Raw genomic sequence first — 20,952 nt, forward strand, 5'->3', positions numbered from 1 at the left:
TTCATATTAAAGCGGTAAATAAGTTTATATGTATAATGGTACATACTTCTATCCTTTATTATTTCGCAAAACTAACGAATATACAATAGGATGTGTGTATGAATATGAATGTAGTCATTATAAATAAAGTACTACGTATAAGCAATTTTTTTAAACCTTTCAAAACTGTAAGGTTTTTGTCATTTGAATCGATGGAAGGTATTTCCGTACTTTACTAATATAAAAACATAGTTAGTAGAAAGAAGGGCGGAGAAGTAATATGAACATTAGAGAACTCGCATATCGGAATGTAACGCGAAATAGACGGACATACTCAGCCTATTTTTTGAGTAGTGCATTTGCTATTATGGCCTTTTTTGTGTATTCATTTTTTGCGTTTCATCCGGCATTAAGTGCAGGAGAATTGGGTCAGTACGTATTCGTAAGTATGTCTTTTGCACAGTCTATTATTTACTTATTTACATTCTTCTTTATTTTATATTCGATGGGAATGTTTTTAAAAACGAGAAAGCGTGAGCTAGGAATTTTAATGATGCTAGGTATGACGAAATATCAATTAAAGCGTCTTATCTTTTTTGAAAATATTATGATTGGAATAGGGGCAATTATTTTTGGTATTCTTTCAGGTATGTTATTTTCAGGGGTATTAATATTTGTCGCCCCGATGATATTAAAACTAGATATCTCCTTATCCTATTACATACCGATGAAAGCAATTGTTGTAACGAGTATTATGTTTTTCATATTATTTATGATCATATCATTGTTTAGTGCAGGAATGATTCGTAAAAATAAAATTATGAAGTTGTTTAGAGGTTCAGCAGAGGCAAAACCGGAACCGAAAGCATCAATCATTTCTTCAATATTAGCAGTAGTATTGCTTAGTGCTGGCTATGTAGGAGCTCTTCTATCGCATGGCGCAATGGTATTTATTATGATGATTCCTGTTACAACGGTAGTTATTATTGGGACGTATTTGTTGTATAAGCAGCTGAGTGTCTTTATTATTCGATTATGTAAAAAAAGTAAACGTTTCTATTGGACACAGACTAATATTATTACGTTATCAGATTTAGCGTATCGCATGAGAGATAACGCAAGAATGTTCTTTATTGTAACCATTATTTCTACTGTAGCATTTTCAGCAATAGGGACATTAGTTGGCTTCGCATCCATGACGAAAGGGATAATGGAGAGACCAATTGCGTTTCATTACCATTCTAAGCAAGGGAATAGTAACGAATCACAACATATACAAATGATTGACAAAGGATTAAAGAAACATAATATAGCAGCTTCAAAAACTAATATTTCGACAAAGAAAACGGAGGAACAGTCGTTAAGAAGCGCCACTTTTATAAAAGAATCAGACTATAAGGAATATGCAAAGTTAACAGGAGAACCATTTAATACTGTAGCAAATAAAGAGGTTGTATTTTTGTCAGCTGATATACCAGGGCCAGCGATGAAAGAAAGAAAAGAAATTACTTTACCCAATATGAATGAAAGTTTAAAGGTGAAAAAAGTTACTTCATCTTCATTGGGGAAAATATTAAGAGGAAATGTTTATGTAATCTCTAATAATCAATATGATTCATTACATGATGGATTTATAGAGACAAAAGATTATATGTATAAAACTGAAAGAACGAAAGATGAGATTGAAATTGGTAAAGAGCTTACTCATCAAATTAAACCGTATCAAGAACAGTCAACGTTTAGTGCGGAAGAGTACGAACAAAACCAAAGTTTACAAATTGCAGGACCGATTTTATTTGTAGGTTTCTTTATTGGTATAGTATTTTTCGTTTGTGCAGGAAGTTTCCTTTACTTCCGTTTATTCGCCGATTTGGAGGATGATGTTCGCTTGTTCGAAATGATTCGAAAAGTTGGATTGACGAGTGGGGAATTATCGAAGGTAGTTACAATTCGATTGGCGCTTTTATTCTTCGTTCCAATTGGTGTTGCAACATTACATGGGGCAGTAGCCTTAACTGCGTTAGGGCAAATGTTTGAGTACTCATTGTTTAAAGAAAATACAGTTGTATTAAGTATTTTCATAGGTATTCAAGTTGTATACTTCTTACTTATAAGATCCCGTTATGTAAAACAATTGAAAGAGAGATTACGTATGCATTAAATGTGTTTTTTTAACTCGAGTACAAAATTTTCTAAAAAGAGGCAAGTATTGCCAAAAAGTGATAAAATGGAAAAAGCGAGGTGAAAAAAATTAATATAGAGTAAGGGGGGAGAAATATGAAAGCAACAGGAGTTATTCGAAAAGTAGACGAATTAGGACGAATTGTTATCCCTAAAGAATTACGCGATGTATTGGGAATACAAATCAAATCACCGCTTGAAATTTTTGTAGAAGCAGATAAAATCATTTTACAAAAATATCAACCTTACAATGCTTGCCAAATCACAGGTGATGTTTCAGAACAGAACATATCATTAGCTAATGGAAATATTACTGTTGGGATAGAGGGAGCGGAATATTTAGTAAAAGAAATAGAAAAGTTTTTAAACAAGAGTGAGGTTTAGTCTTAATTTATATTATTTTTCAAATTACATATCATTCTTTTAAAAGAATGTAAGAGGACCATTAATTGGTCCTCTTATTTTGGTTATTAGTTGAACGACATGGGGTGTTACTTCCTACAAATCATAGGGAAAATAAAAAAGTAGTATAGAGTTAGTAAATGATGTTGAGAAATATTTGAAAAGAAGGAAAACAAAAAGAATAAAACGAATGTTACATTTACACGTATTCAAAAGTGGTCTGAAATGAAAATAATACATTTTCAGGAGGGATTACGATGAGTAGTACAGTGAATAAACAAAAAGGTATACAATTGATTCCGTTTACCGTAAATAAGGTGGTAGAACAAGTAAATGAAATTCCACCAGGTGTACAAATGATTCACGCTCCGCAAGTATGGGAAAAAAGTGTGAAGGGGCAAGATGTAGTCGTTGCCGTATTAGATACAGGGTGTGATACTAATCATATAGATTTAAAGGATCGTATTATCGGCGGAAGAAATTTCACAAAAGATTATGAAGCTGATCCAAATGTGTATCTTGATAATAACGGACATGGTACTCATGTAGCGGGGACGATTGCCGCAACTGAAAATGGTGTCGGTGTATTAGGAGTTGCACCACTTGCTAAAATGTTAGTATTAAAAGTTTTAGCGGGAGATGGTTCTGGAAGTTATGAGCAAATTATTGAGGCAATTCATTATGCTGTAAATTGGAGAGGGCCGAATCAAGAGAAAGTGAGCATTATTTCAATGTCACTTGGTGGTCCGCAAGATGTTCCAGAATTACATGAAGCAATTCAAAATGCGGTAAAGCAGGATGTTCTCGTTGTATGTGCTGCTGGAAATAATGGAGATTGCGATGATGAAACAGAGGAACTAGATTTCCCAGGTGCTTACTCTGAGGTAATTGAAGTTGGTGCTGTTAATTTAGAGCGGAAGATTGCATGTTTTAGTAATTCAAATCAAGAAATTGATCTAGTAGCGCCAGGTGATGAAATATTATCTACGTATCCAGATGGGAAATATGCTGTGTTAAGTGGAACTTCCATGGCGACGCCGCATGTTGCTGGGGCGCTCGCCTTGCTCATTAAACAGTGTGAGAAAGAATACGGTCGAAAGTTATCAGAGCCGGAAATATATGCACAACTCATTAAAAGAACTGTACCTTTAGGGTACGAACGTACATCTGAAGGGAATGGATTAATAGATTTATTAAAAGAATAGCCATATTAAAAAACATCTCATATTCATATGAGATGTTTTTTAATATGGCTCTGTCGCATGTAATACAACTTGTAACAAACCTGGGAATCTAGCATTTAAATCTTCTTTACGAATTGAAATGAAACGTTGTGTTCCTTCAAGGCGTGTGTACATAACACCTGACTCACGTAAAACTTTGAAATGGTGAGATAAAGTTGATTTCGCAATAGGAATGTTTAAAGCACCACAAGATTGTTCATTTTTCTCTAGTAACATATTTACAATTTGTAAACGAATTTGATCGCTAAGTGCATATAAGACAGAAGAAAATTGAATTTCTTCTCGATTTGGATGATAGAGTGTACGCATATTTCACCTACTTGTATAAGTTAAGATATTTGCACTATAACATATAAAGTGATATATTTCTATTGTTCGAATATATTCGAACAATAGAAATATAGGGGCAGAAAAAATGAAGTATACAAAATTGCAAAAGGCAGGATTAAATATTTCAAAGTTGGGTTTAGGTACAAATGCAGTAGGGGGACATAATTTATATGCTAATGTGAATGAAGAAGAAGGAAAGTAATTAATAGAAGAAGCTATTCAGCAAGGGATTACATTTTTTGATACAGCAGATTCATATGGTGTCGGTAGATCTGAGGAATTGGTAGGAGAAGTATTAAAGGGAAAACGCCATAAGTTTATACTTGCTACAAAAGGTGGAATTCAACCGTTATTAAATGGAGAAACGTATATTAACAATGAACCAAGTTATTTAAGAAATGCTGTGGAGAATAGCTTAAGAAGATTACAGACTGATTATATTGATTTATATTATTTACATTTTACAAATCCTGAAACAAGTTACATAGATTCAATCGGAGAGCTTACTCGTTTAAAAGAAGAAGGGAAAATTCGTTCAATTGGAATATCGAACGTAAATATAGAACAATTAAAAGAAGCGAACCAACATGGTCATATAGATGTTGTACAATCTCCGTACAATATGTTAGAACGTACGGCTGAGGAAGAACTGTTGCCGTATTGTATAGAAGCGGGTATCTCATTTATTCCATATGGGCCTCTTGCTTTTGGAATATTAGGCGGGAAATATACAGAAGGTTTTAAATTAAACAAAGTCGATTGGCGCCAAAATGTAAATCTATTTGAAGAAAATACATATAAGAGTAACTTTAAGAAAGTGGAAAAGTTAAAAGGGCTAGCTAAAGAAAATGATATTGAAGTGTCTCATTTAGCGTTAGCATGGTTATTAAATAAAGAAGGAATTGATACTGTTATACCTGGTGGAAAGCGGGCAGAGCAAATAAGAGAAAGTGTGGAAGCGGTACACGTTTCATTGAATGAAAGAGTCATGAAAGAAATCCAATCTATTTTAGAAGATTAGTGAAACAGAGGGATAGTACCCTCTGTTTATATAAGGAGAAGGTCTAAATGAACAGAGTGCTAGCTGTATTTTTCACGATAATGTTTATGATCGGTACAGATACTTTCTTAATTTCACCACTGCTGCCGATATTACAACAGGTGTATCATGTTTCAACTGAGCTGTCAGGATGGATGGTGAGTTCGTATGCTCTAGGGTATGCTGGATTTGCGCTTATCGCTGGTCCTATATCAGATGGATTAAACAGAAAAAAAGTGATGGTACTAGGTATGAGTTTTTTTGCAATAAGTACGTTTTTGTGTGGAATTGCACCGAGTTTTTTATGGATGCTAACATTTAGATTTTTAGCAGGTGTAAGTGCAGCTTTTGTATCTCCACAAGTGTGGGCATCCATTCCGCTCCTTATAGAGAAAAAGCAAATTGTGAAAGCAATTGGGGTTGCAACAGCAGGGTTATCAATCTCTCAAATTTTAGGGCTGCCACTAGGAGCTTATTTAGCAACGATACATTATACAATCCCATTCTATTTCATTGGTATATTATCAGCACTACTTGTCATTCTTATTTATGTTGTATTACCAGAAATACAGTCGGTTCATATAGGTGGAAATAAAAAAGTTATTTTACAGCGTTATAAACAATTACTTACAGATTCAAAGGTTTCACTTTCTTATTTTGCATACTTTGTTTTTCAAACCGGAAATTTTGCTGTATTTTCATTCTTTGGTGTATGGCTTTCCATGCAATTTGGCTTACAGGTTCATGAAGTAGGTACGGCTATGCTTGTACTAGGATTAGGAAATTTAGCTGGTAATATTTTTGGCCCTAGACTTGTAAATAAAATTGGATACAATCTTTCTTTCTATGGTGGAATTGTATTTACGGCAGTGTTATATGTAATACTTCCCTATTTAAAGAATCTTATTTTTGTTGAATTCTTTTTCTTTGTTTTATTTTTTGTGACAGGAATTTTGTTTGTATTAATGATGGGACATTTACAAAACATGTCTACTATAGCACGGGGAACAGGTGCTGCCCTTGCTAACGCCTCGATGTACATTGGTCAAATGATTGGTGCGGTAATAGCAGGAATGTTATTTGCAACATCTCACAATTTTATACTAGTAGGTAGCTTTATTTCTGTTTAGAAAAAGTGAAAATATTAGTAAAGATAATGAAAAAGGAATTGCATCATAAAGTTTTAGCAAATCAAAAAACAATTTTTTAGGATAAGTCTAAAAGTTGCTTTTTGATTGCTTAGTTGCTGTATTTTTAATAATTCGTCGTTGAGCTGTATGATTGAAAAGGATTTGTAATAAAATTATGGGAAAATAAAAAACCCCTAAATAGATAGGGGTTTATATATCGGCATATAGCTCCTCGGAAAAGGATATACCTAGTTTAACATATAGGAGTACTTATAATTGTGAAATAGATGTGAAAGTAATGTGAAAAATGTTGTAATAAAAAGCACTGTTTTAGCTAATGTAGCTAAAACAGTGCTTTTCTCTTTGATTGAACAGTTGCAGCATTTTCATCATGTATACCTGCATCTTTAATAATTCGTTGTTTTGCTTTATTTAATAGATGGTTTACTGCTTCACCAAAATAGTTAGCTTCGCTTTTTGTGCGGGCTTCTCGTAAACATTTATAGTTTTCTAGCAGTTCCTCTTTTTCGGAGTTTGTTAAGAAATCTTCTATTTTCTTTTTTGTCATACGAAACACCCTTTCTCCTGACAAACGACGCAATAGAAAATATTTATTTCTCATTATAACAATAATTTTAAAAGAAAGTATACACTAACGTCGCAATAATTTGTCAATTTCTTGAATCTTCTCATCAGCTTTCCCAATTTGCGTATTTTTAGCCTGTTCGCCACCAAGAGCTTGATGTAGTAAGAAAGTTTGACCGGAAATAGCAGTTACAATGGATACTTTTATAATTTCTTTTATTGCGGTGACATCGAATAAAACGAGTCCAAGAAGTGCAGCTAGGCTACCGGTAAAAACATCAGTTAAAAATCCAAAGTGAAAAAAAGTTTTCAAACGGCGTGGAAGCAATAACTTACCTTGGTTATTGATTAGATGGGAAACGAAGCCAGTAATGCCACCAACGAGAACAGCGGTTAGCCATTGATACATTTCCATCGAATCCACTCCTTTTAGTGAATAAGATTCGATTATTTTATATTGATTCCTTTTAATATTTCATATAAGCATATTGAGAAAGTTTGTTTGGGTATATTTTGTATTCAATTTAATTATAACAGAAAATTTCGATAGATTTTAGTCTATTATATGAATCATGTTTACAATAATATGAATGCAGAAAGGGGTGCGTCATATGAATATAGATTATCGAATAAGAAGTGTAGATGGTTATACAAAAAAAATAGGGGAATTAGTAAGCATGCTTGAGCATACGAGAGCTGTAACATTAGGCGAAGTAAAAAATTTATCAGTTGAGCAATTAGATTTAATTATGCAGAGCAATGGAAATTCAATTGGCGCCTTATTAAAGCATATAGCAGCTATTGAAAAAGTTCATCAGCTTATTTCATTTCAAGATCGTGACTTTACAAAAGAAGAATTAGAAATATGGGAAGATGCATTGTATTTAGGGGAAGCAGGTAGAGCGATCTGTGGTCATGAAATACAGTATTATGTACAACTTCTACAAAGTGTTCGAGAAGAATCTCTGAAGTATTTAAGTGAACAAGGTAATGAGTGGCTCATGTCAGAAAGAAAGTGGCCTAACGGTGTAGTATATAACCAGCACTATCTTTGGTTTCATGTGCTAGAAGATGAAATTAGTCACCGAGGACAAATTAGAATGCTCAAAAACGAGTTATTTGAAAATTACGTTAAATGATGTAGCTTTTTATAGGAGAATTCCATATAATGAGAGTAATTAAAATAAGAACGGGGTGATGTATTATGGCGAAAATAACTTATATGAATAATAAACCAAATACAAAGGTGGATGGAAAGGGCGAAACGATATAAGTGAGCGCACTATCCTTCCACTTAGCTTAAACTAGGGAGGATATCAATTTGAATCAAAATATTTTAGAATCGTATGGCTGGGATTCTTTTTTTGAGGAACAAGCTGTAGAGAACTTTGAAGTAGGGCGTATTTTACTTGAGCATAAGCATATATATCGAATTATTTGTAATGACGGTGAATATATGGCAGAACTGTCTGGAAAGTTTCGGCATGAAGCAGTAACGAAGGGAGATTATCCAGCTGTTGGTGATTGGGTGTATATAAAGAAAATAGAGAATGAAAAGAAAGCTATCATTCATCGTATTTTTCCGAGAAGAAGCTCTTTTTCTAGACAAGAGGCTGGTACTCGAACGGAAGAACAAGTAATAGCAGCAAATGTAGATTATTTATTTTTAGTAAATGCACTTAATCATGATTTTAATGTTAGAAGGATGGAACGTTATTTATTATTAGCGTATGAAAGTGGCGCTATGCCAGTTATTGTTTTAACAAAGAGTAGTATATGTAATGATGTAGAACAGAAAATTGTAGAAACGGAAGCTATAGCAATTGGTGTTCCTATTTTCGTTGTTGATAGTTTAGAGCATACAGGTATTGATTCGTTGAAACAATTCGTTTCTTCAGGGAAAACAATTGCTTTAGTTGGGTCATCAGGGGTAGGAAAGTCAACTTTGTTAAATGCGCTAATAGGAATTGAGGTAGCAAAAACGGGAGATATACGTGAAGAGGATAGTAGGGGGAGGCATACTACAACGCATCGAGAGTTATTTCAATTGCCAAGTGGCGCTCTCGTAATTGATACTCCCGGCATGAGAGAATTGCAACTTTGGGAAGGAAGCGAAGCGATTCAAACAACATTCTCTGATATTGAAAAACTTGCGACAACATGCCGTTTCCGTGATTGTAAGCATGAGAATGAACCAGGATGCGCGGTGCATAGTGCAATTGATAACGGACTTATTACGATAGATCGTTTGAAAAGCTATAAAAAATTACAAAGAGAACTGGCGTATTTTATGAGAAAACAAGATGCAATCCTTGCCAGAGCAGAGCGTGATAAGTGGAAAAAGCTTTCTAAACAACATAAAAAAATGTAAAAATCAAAGGGTGCCCCTTTGGTTTTTTCTATTTGTAAATTTTATAATAATATTATTTATATATATAGACAAAGGGAAATTAATTGTTTAAACTTTACAAAGTATTCATCATAATAGGTTATGAAAATAATAATTAGGGATTGGGAAATATTCATAATTAACTCAATTTAACTTTTAAATTTGAAAATTAGGAGGTTCATAATGGGTAAACTATTAAATTTGTTTCGTGATATGAAAGTAGCAAAAAAGCTATTAATTTCATTCTTTGTAATTTTAATTGCGGCTGTGTCTATTATCGGAGGCATGTCTTATCAAACAGCCAAAAAGAATTTTGAATCGCAAATTAAGAGTAGTGCCAACGACAATATAAAAATACTGGATAATTTAATCAATCAAATGATTGATGCAAAATTTAATGATGTGAATAATTTTGCACGGGTGATTCAGGGGAATATGTATCAAGGAGATAATCAGGATGAATTAAGAAAAATGTTATCTCAATATATAAATTTAAATAAAGATGTTGAACAAGTATATGTTGCCGGAAATGATAAAAAATTTGTACAAGAACCAAATATACAAATGGCAGCAGACTATGATCCAACAGAGCGTTCTTGGTATAAAGATGCGGTTGCAAAACAAGGTGGTATTGTTGTTACTGAGCCATATAAGGCAAAAGGAAATGGACATATTGTCGTAACAATCGCAAAACAAACAGAAGATAAAAATGGGGTTGTTGCGCTAGATTTAAGTTTAGATAATTTATTAAAAACATCAAAGTTAATTAATATTGGTAAAAAAGGATATGCCTTCATTTTAGATGGAAAGCAAAAAATAATTGCTCATCCACAAGAAAAATCAGGGGAAAAAGCGGCTGATTCTTGGGCAAAGAAAATTTATGAAGATAATCACGGTGCTTTTTCATATTCTTATGGCGGTAGTGAAAAGAATATGGTATTTGCTACAAATGTAAAAACAGGTTGGAAAATTGGTGGGACTATGTACTCAAGTGAAGTAATTGAAGCTGCTCAACCTGTATTTTATAATATGTTAATTGTTATGCTTATCTCATTAGTAATAGGTGGAGCACTTATTTATTTTGTAACACTTTCAATTACGAAGCCTTTAAAGAGATTAGTTGTTACCTCTAAAGAAATAAGTGAGGGGGATTTAACGCAAACAATTGAAATTCATTCTAATGATGAAATCGGCCAACTTGCTAAAGGCTTTAATGAGATGACGAATTCGTTACGGACGTTAATCGGAAGAATTAACGATTCAGCTGGGCATGTTGCAGCGGCATCAGAAGAGCTAACTGCAAGTGTAAGGCAAGCAAGTGAAGCGACTGAGCAAATCACAATCGCAATGGATGAAATATCAAGTGGGGCAACGACGCAAACAACAAGCGTAGAAAATGGCGCTATGTTACTGTTTAATGTAACGGAAGGAATTCAACATGTAGCAAATAGTTCATCATCTATTAATACGGCTTCTGCACATACTCGTGAAAAAGCAGAAGATGGTGGGAAACTAGTAGGAAGAACAGTAAACCAGATGCAGTCTATTGCAGAATCTGTGTCACAATCAGATGCAGTTATACAATTACTAAATAATAAATCAAAACAAATTGGTGATATTTTAGAAGTAATTCAAAATATTGCAGATCAAACAAACCTTCTAGCTCTAAATGCGGCGATTGAAGCCGCAAGAGCCGGTGAGCATGGAAGAGGTTTCGCAATTGTTGCAGATGAAGTGCGTAAATTGGCAGAGCAGTCTAGCGTATCTTCTAGTGAAATTAGTAAATTAATATGTGAAATACAAGATGATATGGGTAAGACAGTCAAATCTATGAATCATGTAAATGAGGAAGTTCAATCTGGACTTGTTATCGCAAATGAAACGAAGCAAAACTTTGCTGAAATTTTACAATCTACAAATGAAATAGCTAATCAAATTAAGACGATGGTTGAAACGGCTAATGGAATGTCAAAAGGGGCAAATGAAGTATCTATCTCGGTAGGACAAATTGCAATGACAGCGCAAAATAATGCGACAAGCACACAAAATGTTGCGGCTTCAGCTGAAGAACAGCTAGCTTCGATGGAGGAAATTGGATCCGCAGCGGGCACGTTATCTCAAATGGCTGAAGAGTTACAAGGACTAATTGACAGATTTAAAGTTTAATAGAGAACAGACTATCCCCTAGTAGCATTATGCCACTAGAGGGTAGTCTGTTTTATTGTGTAAAATCAAATAGGGATGTAGACTTCCTTTATGACGTTTAAAATGGCATTTTGCATAATGTTTGTCGAAAAATAGAGGTATTTGTTAGCTTTGTGTATAATTATTAACGTATAGAATACAAATAAAAGGAGAGTATTATGGGAGTGTATTGGGGGACAAAAAGACATTCTTGGCTTAGTTACGTCTCATTTTGGCTAAGTATTTCATTTTTTATTGTTTTTCTAATTGAAGTGTTTATATTAAAAACACTTTCGAATAGCTCGGTACAAATTGTTAAATATTTTTATTTTATACTTGTACCAGTAAATATTTTTCTTAGTTTAAAGTTACTATTTAAGAAGAATGAAAAGAAAGCGTTACCTATTTTTAGTTTCATTGTCTCATTATTATTTGCAATTTTAATAATCGTATTAGTTTTAGCAGCTATAGGGAAGTTCTTTTAAGGGGAGTGGTATAAGTCACGCTCCTTTTTTATTTGTGTTAGTCTTACTATATATAAGTGTGAATGCTGTGAGCTAATAAAAGAAGAGAGTAGACAATATTTGTATGGATTAAAGTCTGACGTTATTTGAACTTGTAAGAGTGTATGGAGTAATGAGGTAATATACATAATAATGGAGATAGAGTTAGTTATTTTATAAGTATTTATAAAGCAAATGAATACGGTAAGAACGGTGATATATGGTACAATAGCTATGGATAGTGATAGAGATAAAGGGTATATAAAATACTCATCGTTTTTTAGTAAGAGAGGGGTTATCTTATGCTATACGAGGATTTGGAGACATTATTTCAAACAGCTCCGAAAGAAGATAGAGGCGGATGGAAATATATAATCCAAGAACAAAATGATACATATAAAATTGTTGATGAAATACTGAAAAATCAAATGAGTGTCGAATTGTATTTTAATGAATACGATGAGGTGAAAATCACTTTATATAAAGATGGAATTCCCATTACGACTATACAAAGAATTGTGATTTCAAAAGTTGAATTAGACGAAGATGAAGAAGGTATTCAATTTGTTTTAGAGCGCATGCCTAGTCGAATGATTCGGTTGCAATTAAAGCCATATTTAGCATTAGAAATGGGGCCGTACTGGGAAGTATGTGATGATTGTGAATGAACATAAAAAAGCATCCAATAACATGGATGCTTTTTTATGTTTTTTGAAGTTGTTTAAACGCAATGATTGGAAGTATAACAATACTTACCCATCCGATGATAGGATATAGAATGTGAAGTAAGTCACTGTAACCGATGTAACTAAAGCAATAACTAATTAGTAAAATGAAGAAAATAATATTGTTATTTTTCCACCCGGTAATAGATTGCATCTGTTTTGTCATTCCGAACACATTACCAACTAAAGTTGTGAAAACTTCACCGAAAATAATGAGAACGAAGAAGAAGTGAAAAGTTGCATTAAATCTTCTTATGACTTCAGCCATTGGGATGTTATATTGATAAAATTGATCAACTGATAAGATTGCTAAATGGCTGCATAATAAAATTAAAGAAAGTCCAGCACCACCTAAAATCCCACCCCAAAAAATGGCTTTTCGATCCTTTACTTCACTGGCTAATGGGACGAGAACACTTTGGGCGAGAGAAAGATTTAAGGCGACATATGTAATAGGGCTAGTAATCCATTTCATATTCCAACTCTCTGCAGGAATAGTGTTATTAATGGAAGGTGTACCGTGAAAAAAGGTTGTAATAGCAAGTCCGATAATAAAAATCATCATAATAGGTACGACAAGTGTATTTACTTCAAAAACACCTTGTAATCCGCGGCTACTTATAATGAGACAAGCGATAACTGTAATGAGAATACCGAGTTGTCTTGGTAAGCGAAGTTGCTCTTCAAATACTGCACCAGCCCCTGATAACATAACGCTCGTTACGCCGAATAAAACGAGTAATAATAATGTGTTTACAACATTCCCAAATACATCCCCAAATAAATATTTGTTAAATTCTTGCGCTGAAAATGCCCCGATTTGTGATGAAAGTAACATCATCTTTGTGCCGAGCCAAATAAAAAAAAATCCACTTACACATATGCCAATTGTCCCGTATAATCCATTCACTGTGAAAAATTCAACAATTTCTCGTCCAGTAGCAAATCCAGCTCCAACGACAGTTCCGATATAAGTAGCAGCTACTTTCTTTGCTACTTGCCATTGTTGATTGTCCATGTTATCCCTCTTTCTACTATGATGAGCTTGATGTACTATTATGCATATGTATGAGCTTGGACAATTAGACGTATGAAGTGTTTGAAAAAATACATGAATTAAATGATATTAGGGAAGTATTAAAGGTGTTAAAACTTTGTTACATATAAGCCGATTGTTCGAAAGGAAAGGGAATGTATGGTAAAATGTAATTAGGTTATTAAAAGATAAACATTACAAAATGATAAGAGGAGTGGATTGTATGAGTACGAAAACAAATGTTGTTGAAGTATTAAACAAGCAGGTAGCAAACTGGAATGTGTTATATGTGAAACTACATAATTATCACTGGTATGTGACAGGGCCACACTTCTTTACATTACATGAGAAATTTGAAGAGTTTTATAATGAAGCTGGAACGTATATTGATGAGTTAGCAGAACGTATTTTAGCTTTAGAAGGTAAACCGTTAGCGACAATGAAAGAATATCTTGCAACATCTAGTGTCAGCGAAGGGACAAGCAAAGAATCTGCAGAAGAAATGGTGCAAACATTAGTGAATGATTATTCTGCACTTATTCAAGAATTAAAAGAAGGTATGGAAGTTGCGGGTGAAGCTGGCGATGAAACATCAGCTGACATGCTGTTAGCAATTCATACAACATTAGAACAACATGTATGGATGCTAAGTGCATTCTTAAAATAACGATAAAAAATATAAAACCCATTGAAAAATTATTTCAATGGTTTTTTTTATGATTTTTCAGTTTTCTTTTATGCTATAATATAGTAAAAAGGAGGCGATGCGATGTTTCGCTTTTTCAGAACTGGAAAAGAAGAGCGGGAAATTACGAAAGATGAATTAGAACAAGCGATGGCTCAGTTTTTAGAAACGAATGCTAATATCGTTTATACAGTATTAGTAAATGAAGATTATACAGTAAATTATGATTTGTTAAAACCGTATTTACCTGCATTTCCAACAAATGATTTTCTCATAACGAAGGAAACGCTTGAGGTATTTGAACATACAGCAGAAAATTTAAACCTAGTGAAAGAAATTGATGTCGTACAAAAGGCAGTAGATCAATACGTAACAGAAAAAGAAATGTTCCCAATTGTTGAAGGTAGCGAAGATCGCCTCATATGCGGAATGAAACTAGGACCTTACTTAAATCGTAGCTTAAAAAGAGACTTATATATTTCAGAAAAACATTATTTAGTTTCAAGTAAACCAGATAGAAAAAAACAAAAGAGCGGGTAGACGTAATGAAAACAACAATACATATATTGTTGTCTTTTTTTGTTTGTTAAAATATTGATTTTTCAGTTTATTCTTATTTATACTAAATATATTGGAAAGGGAAGAGTAACTATTAAGCAACATTCTGAGAATAAGGTATTGTTAGCGTGGGCTATACAAAATGGTATAAAGATTTGAAAAATAAATATTATAATAGGTTTCGGGGGAATTGGTATATGAAAAATAGTATGACTTACATTCAATTATTAAATGAAACGTTACGCTGTTATGCAAATAAAGGAAGTTTTGAAGCGTACAATTATATAATGGAAAATGCTACAGGTGTAATAGGGAATGAGGCGCAAATATATAATTTTAAGTATGCGCTCGCAAGTGCATCGGGACTTGAAAAAGAAGCATTACATTTAATGAGAGAGGCCATTATAGAAAAGGGGTTCTGGTATGGAAATGAGTATTTAATTTCGGACGATGATTTAAAATCACTACATAAATTTGAAGAATTTCATACAATGGTTCAATTATGTAAAGAAAGAGAAGAATTAGCACATAAATCGGAAAGACCAGACGTGAAATATATATACAGCAAGAAAGAGGGAAATCTACTACTTACATTACACGGTGACCAAGAAAATATTCAAATAGTAGAGCCATATTGGAAATCAGTTTTGACACAAGATTACACGTTAGCTTTACCACAGTCTTCACAAATTCAGTTTTCAGATGGATTTGTTTGGGATGATCTTGAGAGAGGGAAAGGGGAATTAAAAGAGCATTACAATAAGTTTATAGAAAATCATACAGTAGAAAATGCAATCATTGGTGGTTTTTCTGCAGGGGCAAGAGTAGCTTTATATACGATTTTACAAAAAGATATAGATGTGGATGGTTTTATTTTTATGGCACCATGGCTTCCTGAGATTGAAGAATGGGATGAGTTGCTAAGAGTGCTGCAGGATAAACATATAAAAGGATATATAGTATGCGGGGATCAAGATGAAGATTGTTTCGAGTCCACGCAGCAATTTGTACGATTATTAAAAGATAAGAATATAAAACATAAGTATAAAGTTGTGCCTAACTTAGATCATGATTATCCTATTAACTTTGATGAACTATTAAAAGAAGCTATTGAATATATAGGAAATAAAAACAATAAGTAGTAAGAAAAAGAGATGCATCGTATGTGATGCATCTCTTTTTAGAGTTATAAATTAAAAGCATTTGCTAGTAGGCGATAAGACTTTAATTTATGTTCAAATTGATGGGTAATCGTGACAATCATAAATTCGTCAGTATTGTATGCTTTGCTTAAATTTATTATTTTTTCTTTTACAGAAGACGGATCACCAACAATCATACGTTGACGATTTTCTTTTATACGGAATAAATCATAAGCACTGTATGAATAATTTTGAGCAGTTTCGATAGAAGGTGTACCAGTAGTTCGTTTTCCTTGCTCTAATAATAAGATTGATAAATCCAAACTAGAAGCAATTTTTTCCGCTTCTTCATTTGTTTCTCCGCATATAACAAAAATAGAAACGATTGACTTTGGTTTATCTCCTAAAAATGAAGGCTGATATTGTTCTTGGTAAGCCCTCATAACTTCAGGGCCTCCGAAGCCATTAATAAATTGTGCAAATGCGAAAGAAGCTCCGTTGTTTGCAGCAATTTTAGCGCTCTCTCCGCTAGAACCGAGCATCCACATTTCAGGAGATGTTGGGATAACTGGAGTGGCTTTTAAGTTTGCATAGTGATGGTTTTCTGGTACTTGATCATGTATGTACATTGCAACGTCTGCAATTTGTTCTGGATATTGATCAAGTGAGACCATTTTCCCTTCTTGAAGTGCGCGAGTTGCTATTGGCATACCACCAGGAGCTCTACCAACACCGAGATCGATTCGATTTGGATACAGTGCTTCTAAAACGCGGAAATTCTCAGCGACTTTATATGGGCTATAATGCGGTAACATAACACCACCTGAACCGACTCTAATACGGTCCGTTTTCGCGGCAATATGAGAAATAAGTATTTCTGGACTTGAACCAGCTAAGCTTACGGAATTATGATGTTCGGATACCCAAAAACGTGTGAATCCGAGTTTTTCAACTTCTTGTGCAAGCGTAACTGTATGTGAAAAAGCTTGGGCTGCTGTGCTACCATCTGAAATAGGTGATTGGTCTAATACACTTAACTTGATCATAGAATATACCTCTCAATCTTAATGTACATCCTATTATATATTTACTTATGAAAAATGCGTAGTGAAATGCTCAAAATGAAAAGCGGATAATTCTATTTCCGTTTTTAACGAGAAAATCCGCGTTCATAATGATTCATTTCGACCAGATTTAAAATATATTCATAGTTGTCAATTTCACATTTTAGCTGTTCACGTTCTTTTTCAGATAGTGTCATATTGCTAAGTTTTTTACATAAGTTTTGTTTCTTTAATTCTAAATGCTTTTTTGTAGCGTGGTAATCATAAGTATGTTTCATTTTTTAGTCACTCCTTCGTTGCGGTTGTTATATTATACGAGGCATAAAGAAATATGAAATCTGTCTCTTATGTACTTTTAGTGAATATTCAAATTGCAATAGTGTTATGTTTATGGGGATCTATGAATAAAATGCACTAAACCACTAACGTCTATTTGATGAAGTAAGGGGTGGAATTGTGCAGAAAGATATAATGTATAACACTGAAATGGATGAAGCGTTAAAAGTTATAGATAAAGGATTGAGGAAGACGATAAGTCCAAAACAAATTATTGTAGTGGGAGCTGGTATGGCTGGATTAGTTTCAGCATCTTTATTAAAGGCTGCAGGACATGATGTGAAAATTTTTGAAGCAAACAACCGGGTAGGTGGCCGTATAGAGACAGTTAGAATGGAAGATACCGGATTATATTTAGATGTCGGAGCAATGAGAATTCCGTATACACATACATTAACGATGGCATATATAAGAAAGTTTGGGCTACAGGTGAGTCCTTTTATTAATAGGAATGAGACGGATATTATCTATGTAAATGGACGGAAAACGACGTTGAAACAATATGAAAAGGATCCGAGTATTTTAAGGTATCCCGTGGAAATGAACGAAGTGGGAAAAACGTCTGAAGAACTATTGTTACTAGCAGTACAGCCGATAATAAATTTTATTAAAAGAAATCCAGAGAAAAATTGGGATGTTGTAGTGAAGGATTTTGGGAGATATTCCACAGGACAATTTTTGAAGTATCATCCTTATCAGTATAATACTTACTTTTCGCCAGTAACAATTGAGATGATCGGTGTTCTATTAGATCTAGAAGGTTTTTTAGAACGGTCGTTTGTAGAGACTTTACGCTTTCTATACATTATGCAAGAGGAGAGCGGATTTTGTGAAATTGTGGGCGGGAATGATAGATTACCAAAGTCATTTTTACCGCAATTAGAAGAAAATATTATATATAATCAAAAATTAATGAAGTTACATCAACACGATAATGGTGTGACAGCTTTCTATCGGAACGAGGAAACTTTTGAATATAGTAGTATTACAGGAGATTTAGTTATTGTTACTATCCCGTTTTCGACAATGCGTTTTGTAGAAGTAGATCCGTTTGATTCTATATCTCATGAAAAATGGAAAGCAATTCGTGAATTGCATTACATGCCTGCGACGAAAATAGGAATTCAATTTAAAAGCCGATTTTGGGAAGAACAAGGACAATTAGGTGGCAGAATTATAACAGATTTGCCAATTCGTTATGCCTATTATCCAAGTTATGGAATTGGAGAAAAAGGACCTGCTATGATGTTAGGTAGCTATACATGGTCTTATGACGCATTGTTATGGGATGGTTTATCAAAAGGCGATCGTATTTATTACGCCTTACACAACTTAGCAACAATATTAGGTGGTCAAGTGTATGATGAGTTCATATCTGGAATATCAAAAAGCTGGACATTGGATCCGTATGCGCTTGGAGGATTTGCGCTTTTTCAAGCAGGTCAAGAATCTGAGCTACAACCAGTGATTGTCAAACCAGAGGGGAGAATATTCTTCGCTGGAGATCATACAACGCTATATCACGGATGGATTCAAGGTGCGATTGAATCTGGAATTCGTGTAGCGATGGAAGTGAATGAGTAAAATGTGTTTAATTCAGAAAATTCTTTACTATATAACTTGAGATGGATATTATTATATATAAAAGAATTATAGGGAGTGTTTACAGTGAATCCGTTATTATTCGATTTTCCTTCTGAATTTTATACTGACAGGCTTTTTATTCGAATGCCGAAACCAGGAGATGGTAAAGTTGTATATGATGCAATTCAAGCTTCAATACAAGAACTAAAACCTTGGATGGTTTTTGCACAAAAAGAGCAAACAGAGGAAGAAATAGAAGAGAGTATTAGAAAATCGCATATTCAATTTTTGCAACGTGAGGATTTAAGATTACTAGTATTTTCGAAAGAAACAGGTGAATTTATTGCTTCAGCCGGATTACATCGTATTAATTGGGATATACCTCAATTTGAAATCGGATATTGGATTGATACAAGGTTTAGCGGAAAAGGCTATATGGTAGAGGCTGCGAAAGGTATAACGGATTACGCTTTTTCTGAATTGAAAGCAAACCGTGTAGAAATTCGTTGTGATTCTTTAAATAAGAAGAGTAGAGCGATACCTGAGAAATTAGGCTTTAAGTTAGAAGGTACGTTAGAAAGTGCGAGTGTTGCGGTAGATGGAAATGGATTAAGGGATATGTGTGTATTTGCAATGACGAGAAATACATATAAAAAAGAAGAGCTGTAAAGAAACAGCTCTTCTTTTTGTGTATTATGGTACAGGATGTCCATTAGAGCTTTCGAAAATTGTAAACCATTGTTGACGATCTAAGTTAACGTTTGTAGCAAGAGCGGCCGTTTTTACGCGATCTAATTTACCAGAGCCAACGATTGGCATCATATTAGCTGGATGAGCAAGTAACCAAGCATACATAACCGTATCGATACTAGAAACACCTAGCTCAGTAGCAACTTTTTGCATAGTTTCGCGTACACGTACGGCACGTTCGGATTGACCAGTAAAAATTTCCCCACCAGCAAGAGGTGACCAAATCATTGGATTGATTCGTTTTTCTTGGCATAAATCAATTGTCCCTTTTTCAAAATGCTCAAGCTGCAATGCAGAAACTTCAATTTGGTTCGTAATAAGCGGGAAATCTAAGTACGAACTTAACATATTAAATTGTGAAGGTAAGAAGTTAGATACACCGAAGTGACGAACTTTTCCTTCTTGTTTTAATTGTGAAAATGCCTTTGCCACTTCATTTGGATCCATAAAAGGATCGGGACGATGAATAAGTAATACGTCAATATAATCTGTATGTAAATTTTTTAGTGATGCTTCTGCACTTTGAATAATGTGCTCTGCACTAGTATTGTAGTGAGCAACATATCGCTCTGGAAATTTCGGTGATGGGGGAGCGATTCCACACTTTGTAATAATTTGCATGTTGTCTCGTAAGGAAGGCTTTAATTGTAAAGCTTCTCCAAACAATCCTTCACACGTATATCCGCCGTAAATGTCAGCGTGATCAAAAGTAGTAATTCCCATATCCATACAATCTTCAATGAAAGAAAGTAATTCTTGTTTCGTCATATTCCATTCTGCTAAACGCCAAAATCCTTGAATAATACGAGAGAATTCTAGCGTTTCATTCATTTGAACTCGTTCCATTATAAGTACCCCCTTGATGAATAATTATTATTTTGAAAAGGCTTTCTTACTACGTATTATTATATAGTTTTGGGGGTGTACATACAATAAATATGTTTTGCTATAAAAACGATTTTTTCTATCATGCCTTTCGAGAGGACTCCCACCTCTAAACGTAAATGAAGGTGGTGAGGTGAATCGAAAGAAATATTTTATTTTCAAGCAAAAACAGAAACGTATGTTCCGTTTTTGCTGTAATATCCTTAACAGGAGGTGAATAA

Annotated in this window: 21 protein-coding genes and 1 pseudogene; 15 read left to right on the plus strand and 7 right to left on the minus strand. The window is 33.9% G+C overall.

Annotated features, from left to right (window positions below; translation table 11 throughout):
* The first annotated feature begins 259 nt into the window (after positions 1 to 259).
* The 3 genes from RT27_RS00505 to RT27_RS00515 all read left to right on the plus strand — a co-directional run bounded on the left by RT27_RS00505 (position 260) and on the right by RT27_RS00515 (position 3,767).
* Positions 260 to 2,140 carry an ABC transporter permease gene (locus RT27_RS00505; RefSeq protein WP_043935043.1) on the plus strand — a complete coding sequence of 627 codons (1,881 nt, stop codon included), beginning with the start codon at positions 260 to 262 and terminating at the stop codon, positions 2,138 to 2,140.
* A 116-nt stretch (positions 2,141 to 2,256) separates the two neighbouring features.
* The gene (locus tag RT27_RS00510; protein WP_000648324.1) at positions 2,257 to 2,544 is read left to right on the plus strand and encodes an AbrB/MazE/SpoVT family DNA-binding domain-containing protein; all 288 of its coding nucleotides are present in this window, start codon (positions 2,257 to 2,259) and stop codon (positions 2,542 to 2,544) included.
* A gap of 275 nt (positions 2,545 to 2,819) precedes the next feature.
* A complete protein-coding gene (locus RT27_RS00515; RefSeq protein WP_043935044.1) occupies positions 2,820 to 3,767 on the plus strand; it encodes a serine protease in 948 nt (315 codons plus the stop codon).
* A 39-nt stretch (positions 3,768 to 3,806) separates the two neighbouring features.
* On the opposite strand, the gene RT27_RS00520 is transcribed toward RT27_RS00515, so the two are convergent.
* Positions 3,807 to 4,115 (minus strand): helix-turn-helix transcriptional regulator, encoded by a 309-nt coding sequence (locus RT27_RS00520; RefSeq protein WP_043935045.1) that lies wholly within the window; start codon positions 4,113 to 4,115, stop codon positions 3,807 to 3,809.
* Positions 4,116 to 4,341: 226 nt separating this feature from the next.
* Between RT27_RS00520 and RT27_RS00525 the strand changes: the two genes are divergently transcribed.
* Together RT27_RS00525 and RT27_RS00530 are read left to right on the plus strand one after the other, a co-directional pair.
* A complete protein-coding gene (locus tag RT27_RS00525) occupies positions 4,342 to 5,157 on the plus strand; it encodes an aldo/keto reductase (RefSeq protein ID WP_231577685.1) in 816 nt (271 codons plus the stop codon).
* Between the two features lie 47 nt (positions 5,158 to 5,204).
* Positions 5,205 to 6,354: pseudogene (locus tag RT27_RS00530) on the plus strand (MFS transporter).
* 294 nt (positions 6,355 to 6,648) lie between these two features.
* On the opposite strand, the gene RT27_RS00535 reads toward RT27_RS00530, so the two are convergent.
* Together RT27_RS00535 and RT27_RS00540 are read right to left on the minus strand one after the other, a co-directional pair.
* The gene (locus tag RT27_RS00535; RefSeq protein ID WP_000162602.1) at positions 6,649 to 6,873 is read right to left on the minus strand and encodes a hypothetical protein; all 225 of its coding nucleotides are present in this window, start codon (positions 6,871 to 6,873) and stop codon (positions 6,649 to 6,651) included.
* A gap of 84 nt (positions 6,874 to 6,957) precedes the next feature.
* Positions 6,958 to 7,305, minus strand: coding sequence for a DUF4257 domain-containing protein (locus RT27_RS00540; protein WP_000426321.1), 348 nt, complete (start codon positions 7,303 to 7,305; stop codon positions 6,958 to 6,960).
* A 196-nt stretch (positions 7,306 to 7,501) separates the two neighbouring features.
* Between RT27_RS00540 and RT27_RS00545 the strand changes: the two genes are divergently transcribed.
* From RT27_RS00545 to RT27_RS00565, 5 genes are all read left to right on the plus strand, one after another.
* A complete protein-coding gene (locus RT27_RS00545) occupies positions 7,502 to 8,029 on the plus strand; it encodes a DinB family protein (RefSeq protein ID WP_043935046.1) in 528 nt (175 codons plus the stop codon).
* Positions 8,030 to 8,211: 182 nt separating this feature from the next.
* The gene (rsgA, locus tag RT27_RS00550; RefSeq protein ID WP_043935047.1) at positions 8,212 to 9,261 is read left to right on the plus strand and encodes a ribosome small subunit-dependent GTPase A; all 1,050 of its coding nucleotides are present in this window, start codon (positions 8,212 to 8,214) and stop codon (positions 9,259 to 9,261) included.
* Positions 9,262 to 9,462: 201 nt separating this feature from the next.
* Positions 9,463 to 11,445 (plus strand): methyl-accepting chemotaxis protein, encoded by a 1,983-nt coding sequence (locus RT27_RS00555; protein ID WP_000517287.1) that lies wholly within the window; start codon positions 9,463 to 9,465, stop codon positions 11,443 to 11,445.
* 197 nt (positions 11,446 to 11,642) lie between these two features.
* Positions 11,643 to 11,948 carry a hypothetical protein gene (locus RT27_RS00560; protein WP_000539571.1) on the plus strand — a complete coding sequence of 102 codons (306 nt, stop codon included), beginning with the start codon at positions 11,643 to 11,645 and terminating at the stop codon, positions 11,946 to 11,948.
* Positions 11,949 to 12,268: 320 nt separating this feature from the next.
* Positions 12,269 to 12,634, plus strand: coding sequence for a DUF3979 family protein (locus RT27_RS00565; protein WP_000965063.1), 366 nt, complete (start codon positions 12,269 to 12,271; stop codon positions 12,632 to 12,634).
* Between the two features lie 34 nt (positions 12,635 to 12,668).
* Here RT27_RS00565 and RT27_RS00570 read toward each other — a convergent pair whose 3' ends face one another.
* Positions 12,669 to 13,709: a GerAB/ArcD/ProY family transporter gene (locus RT27_RS00570; RefSeq protein ID WP_000370209.1), complete on the minus strand. Its 1,041-nt coding sequence runs from the start codon at positions 13,707 to 13,709 to the stop codon at positions 12,669 to 12,671.
* Positions 13,710 to 13,950: 241 nt separating this feature from the next.
* On the opposite strand from RT27_RS00570, the gene RT27_RS00575 reads away from it, so the two are divergent.
* The 3 genes from RT27_RS00575 (at position 13,951) to RT27_RS00585 (ending at position 16,112) form a co-directional block, all read left to right on the plus strand.
* Positions 13,951 to 14,394, plus strand: a complete 444-nt coding sequence (locus RT27_RS00575; protein ID WP_000105199.1) for a Dps family protein — start codon at positions 13,951 to 13,953, stop codon at positions 14,392 to 14,394.
* A 102-nt stretch (positions 14,395 to 14,496) separates the two neighbouring features.
* On the plus strand, positions 14,497 to 14,952 hold the full coding sequence (locus RT27_RS00580; RefSeq protein WP_000488209.1) for a DUF3939 domain-containing protein: 456 nt from the start codon (positions 14,497 to 14,499) through the stop codon (positions 14,950 to 14,952).
* A 215-nt stretch (positions 14,953 to 15,167) separates the two neighbouring features.
* On the plus strand, positions 15,168 to 16,112 hold the full coding sequence (locus RT27_RS00585; RefSeq protein WP_043935048.1) for a hypothetical protein: 945 nt from the start codon (positions 15,168 to 15,170) through the stop codon (positions 16,110 to 16,112).
* A gap of 44 nt (positions 16,113 to 16,156) precedes the next feature.
* On the opposite strand, the gene RT27_RS00590 is transcribed toward RT27_RS00585, so the two are convergent.
* Complete coding sequence (locus tag RT27_RS00590) at positions 16,157 to 17,158, minus strand: LLM class flavin-dependent oxidoreductase (RefSeq protein ID WP_016081972.1); 1,002 nt, start codon at positions 17,156 to 17,158, stop codon at positions 16,157 to 16,159.
* Positions 17,159 to 17,262: 104 nt separating this feature from the next.
* A complete protein-coding gene (locus tag RT27_RS00595; protein ID WP_000683366.1) occupies positions 17,263 to 17,454 on the minus strand; it encodes a DUF3896 domain-containing protein in 192 nt (63 codons plus the stop codon).
* Between the two features lie 178 nt (positions 17,455 to 17,632).
* On the opposite strand from RT27_RS00595, the gene RT27_RS00600 reads away from it, so the two are divergent.
* Both RT27_RS00600 and RT27_RS00605 read left to right on the plus strand, forming a co-directional pair.
* Complete coding sequence (locus RT27_RS00600) at positions 17,633 to 19,096, plus strand: flavin monoamine oxidase family protein (RefSeq protein WP_016081971.1); 1,464 nt, start codon at positions 17,633 to 17,635, stop codon at positions 19,094 to 19,096.
* Positions 19,097 to 19,180: 84 nt separating this feature from the next.
* Entirely contained in the window at positions 19,181 to 19,765 is a 585-nt protein-coding gene (locus tag RT27_RS00605; protein ID WP_016081970.1) for a GNAT family N-acetyltransferase, read from the plus strand.
* Positions 19,766 to 19,789: 24 nt separating this feature from the next.
* On the opposite strand, the gene RT27_RS00610 is transcribed toward RT27_RS00605, so the two are convergent.
* Complete coding sequence (locus RT27_RS00610; RefSeq protein ID WP_016081969.1) at positions 19,790 to 20,692, minus strand: aldo/keto reductase; 903 nt, start codon at positions 20,690 to 20,692, stop codon at positions 19,790 to 19,792.
* Between the last annotated feature and the right edge of the window lie 260 nt (positions 20,693 to 20,952).

The sequence above is a fragment of the Bacillus sp. L_1B0_5 genome (assembly GCF_000836715.1).
GTDB classification, from domain to species: Bacteria; Bacillota; Bacilli; order Bacillales; family Bacillaceae_G; genus Bacillus_A; species Bacillus_A thuringiensis_S.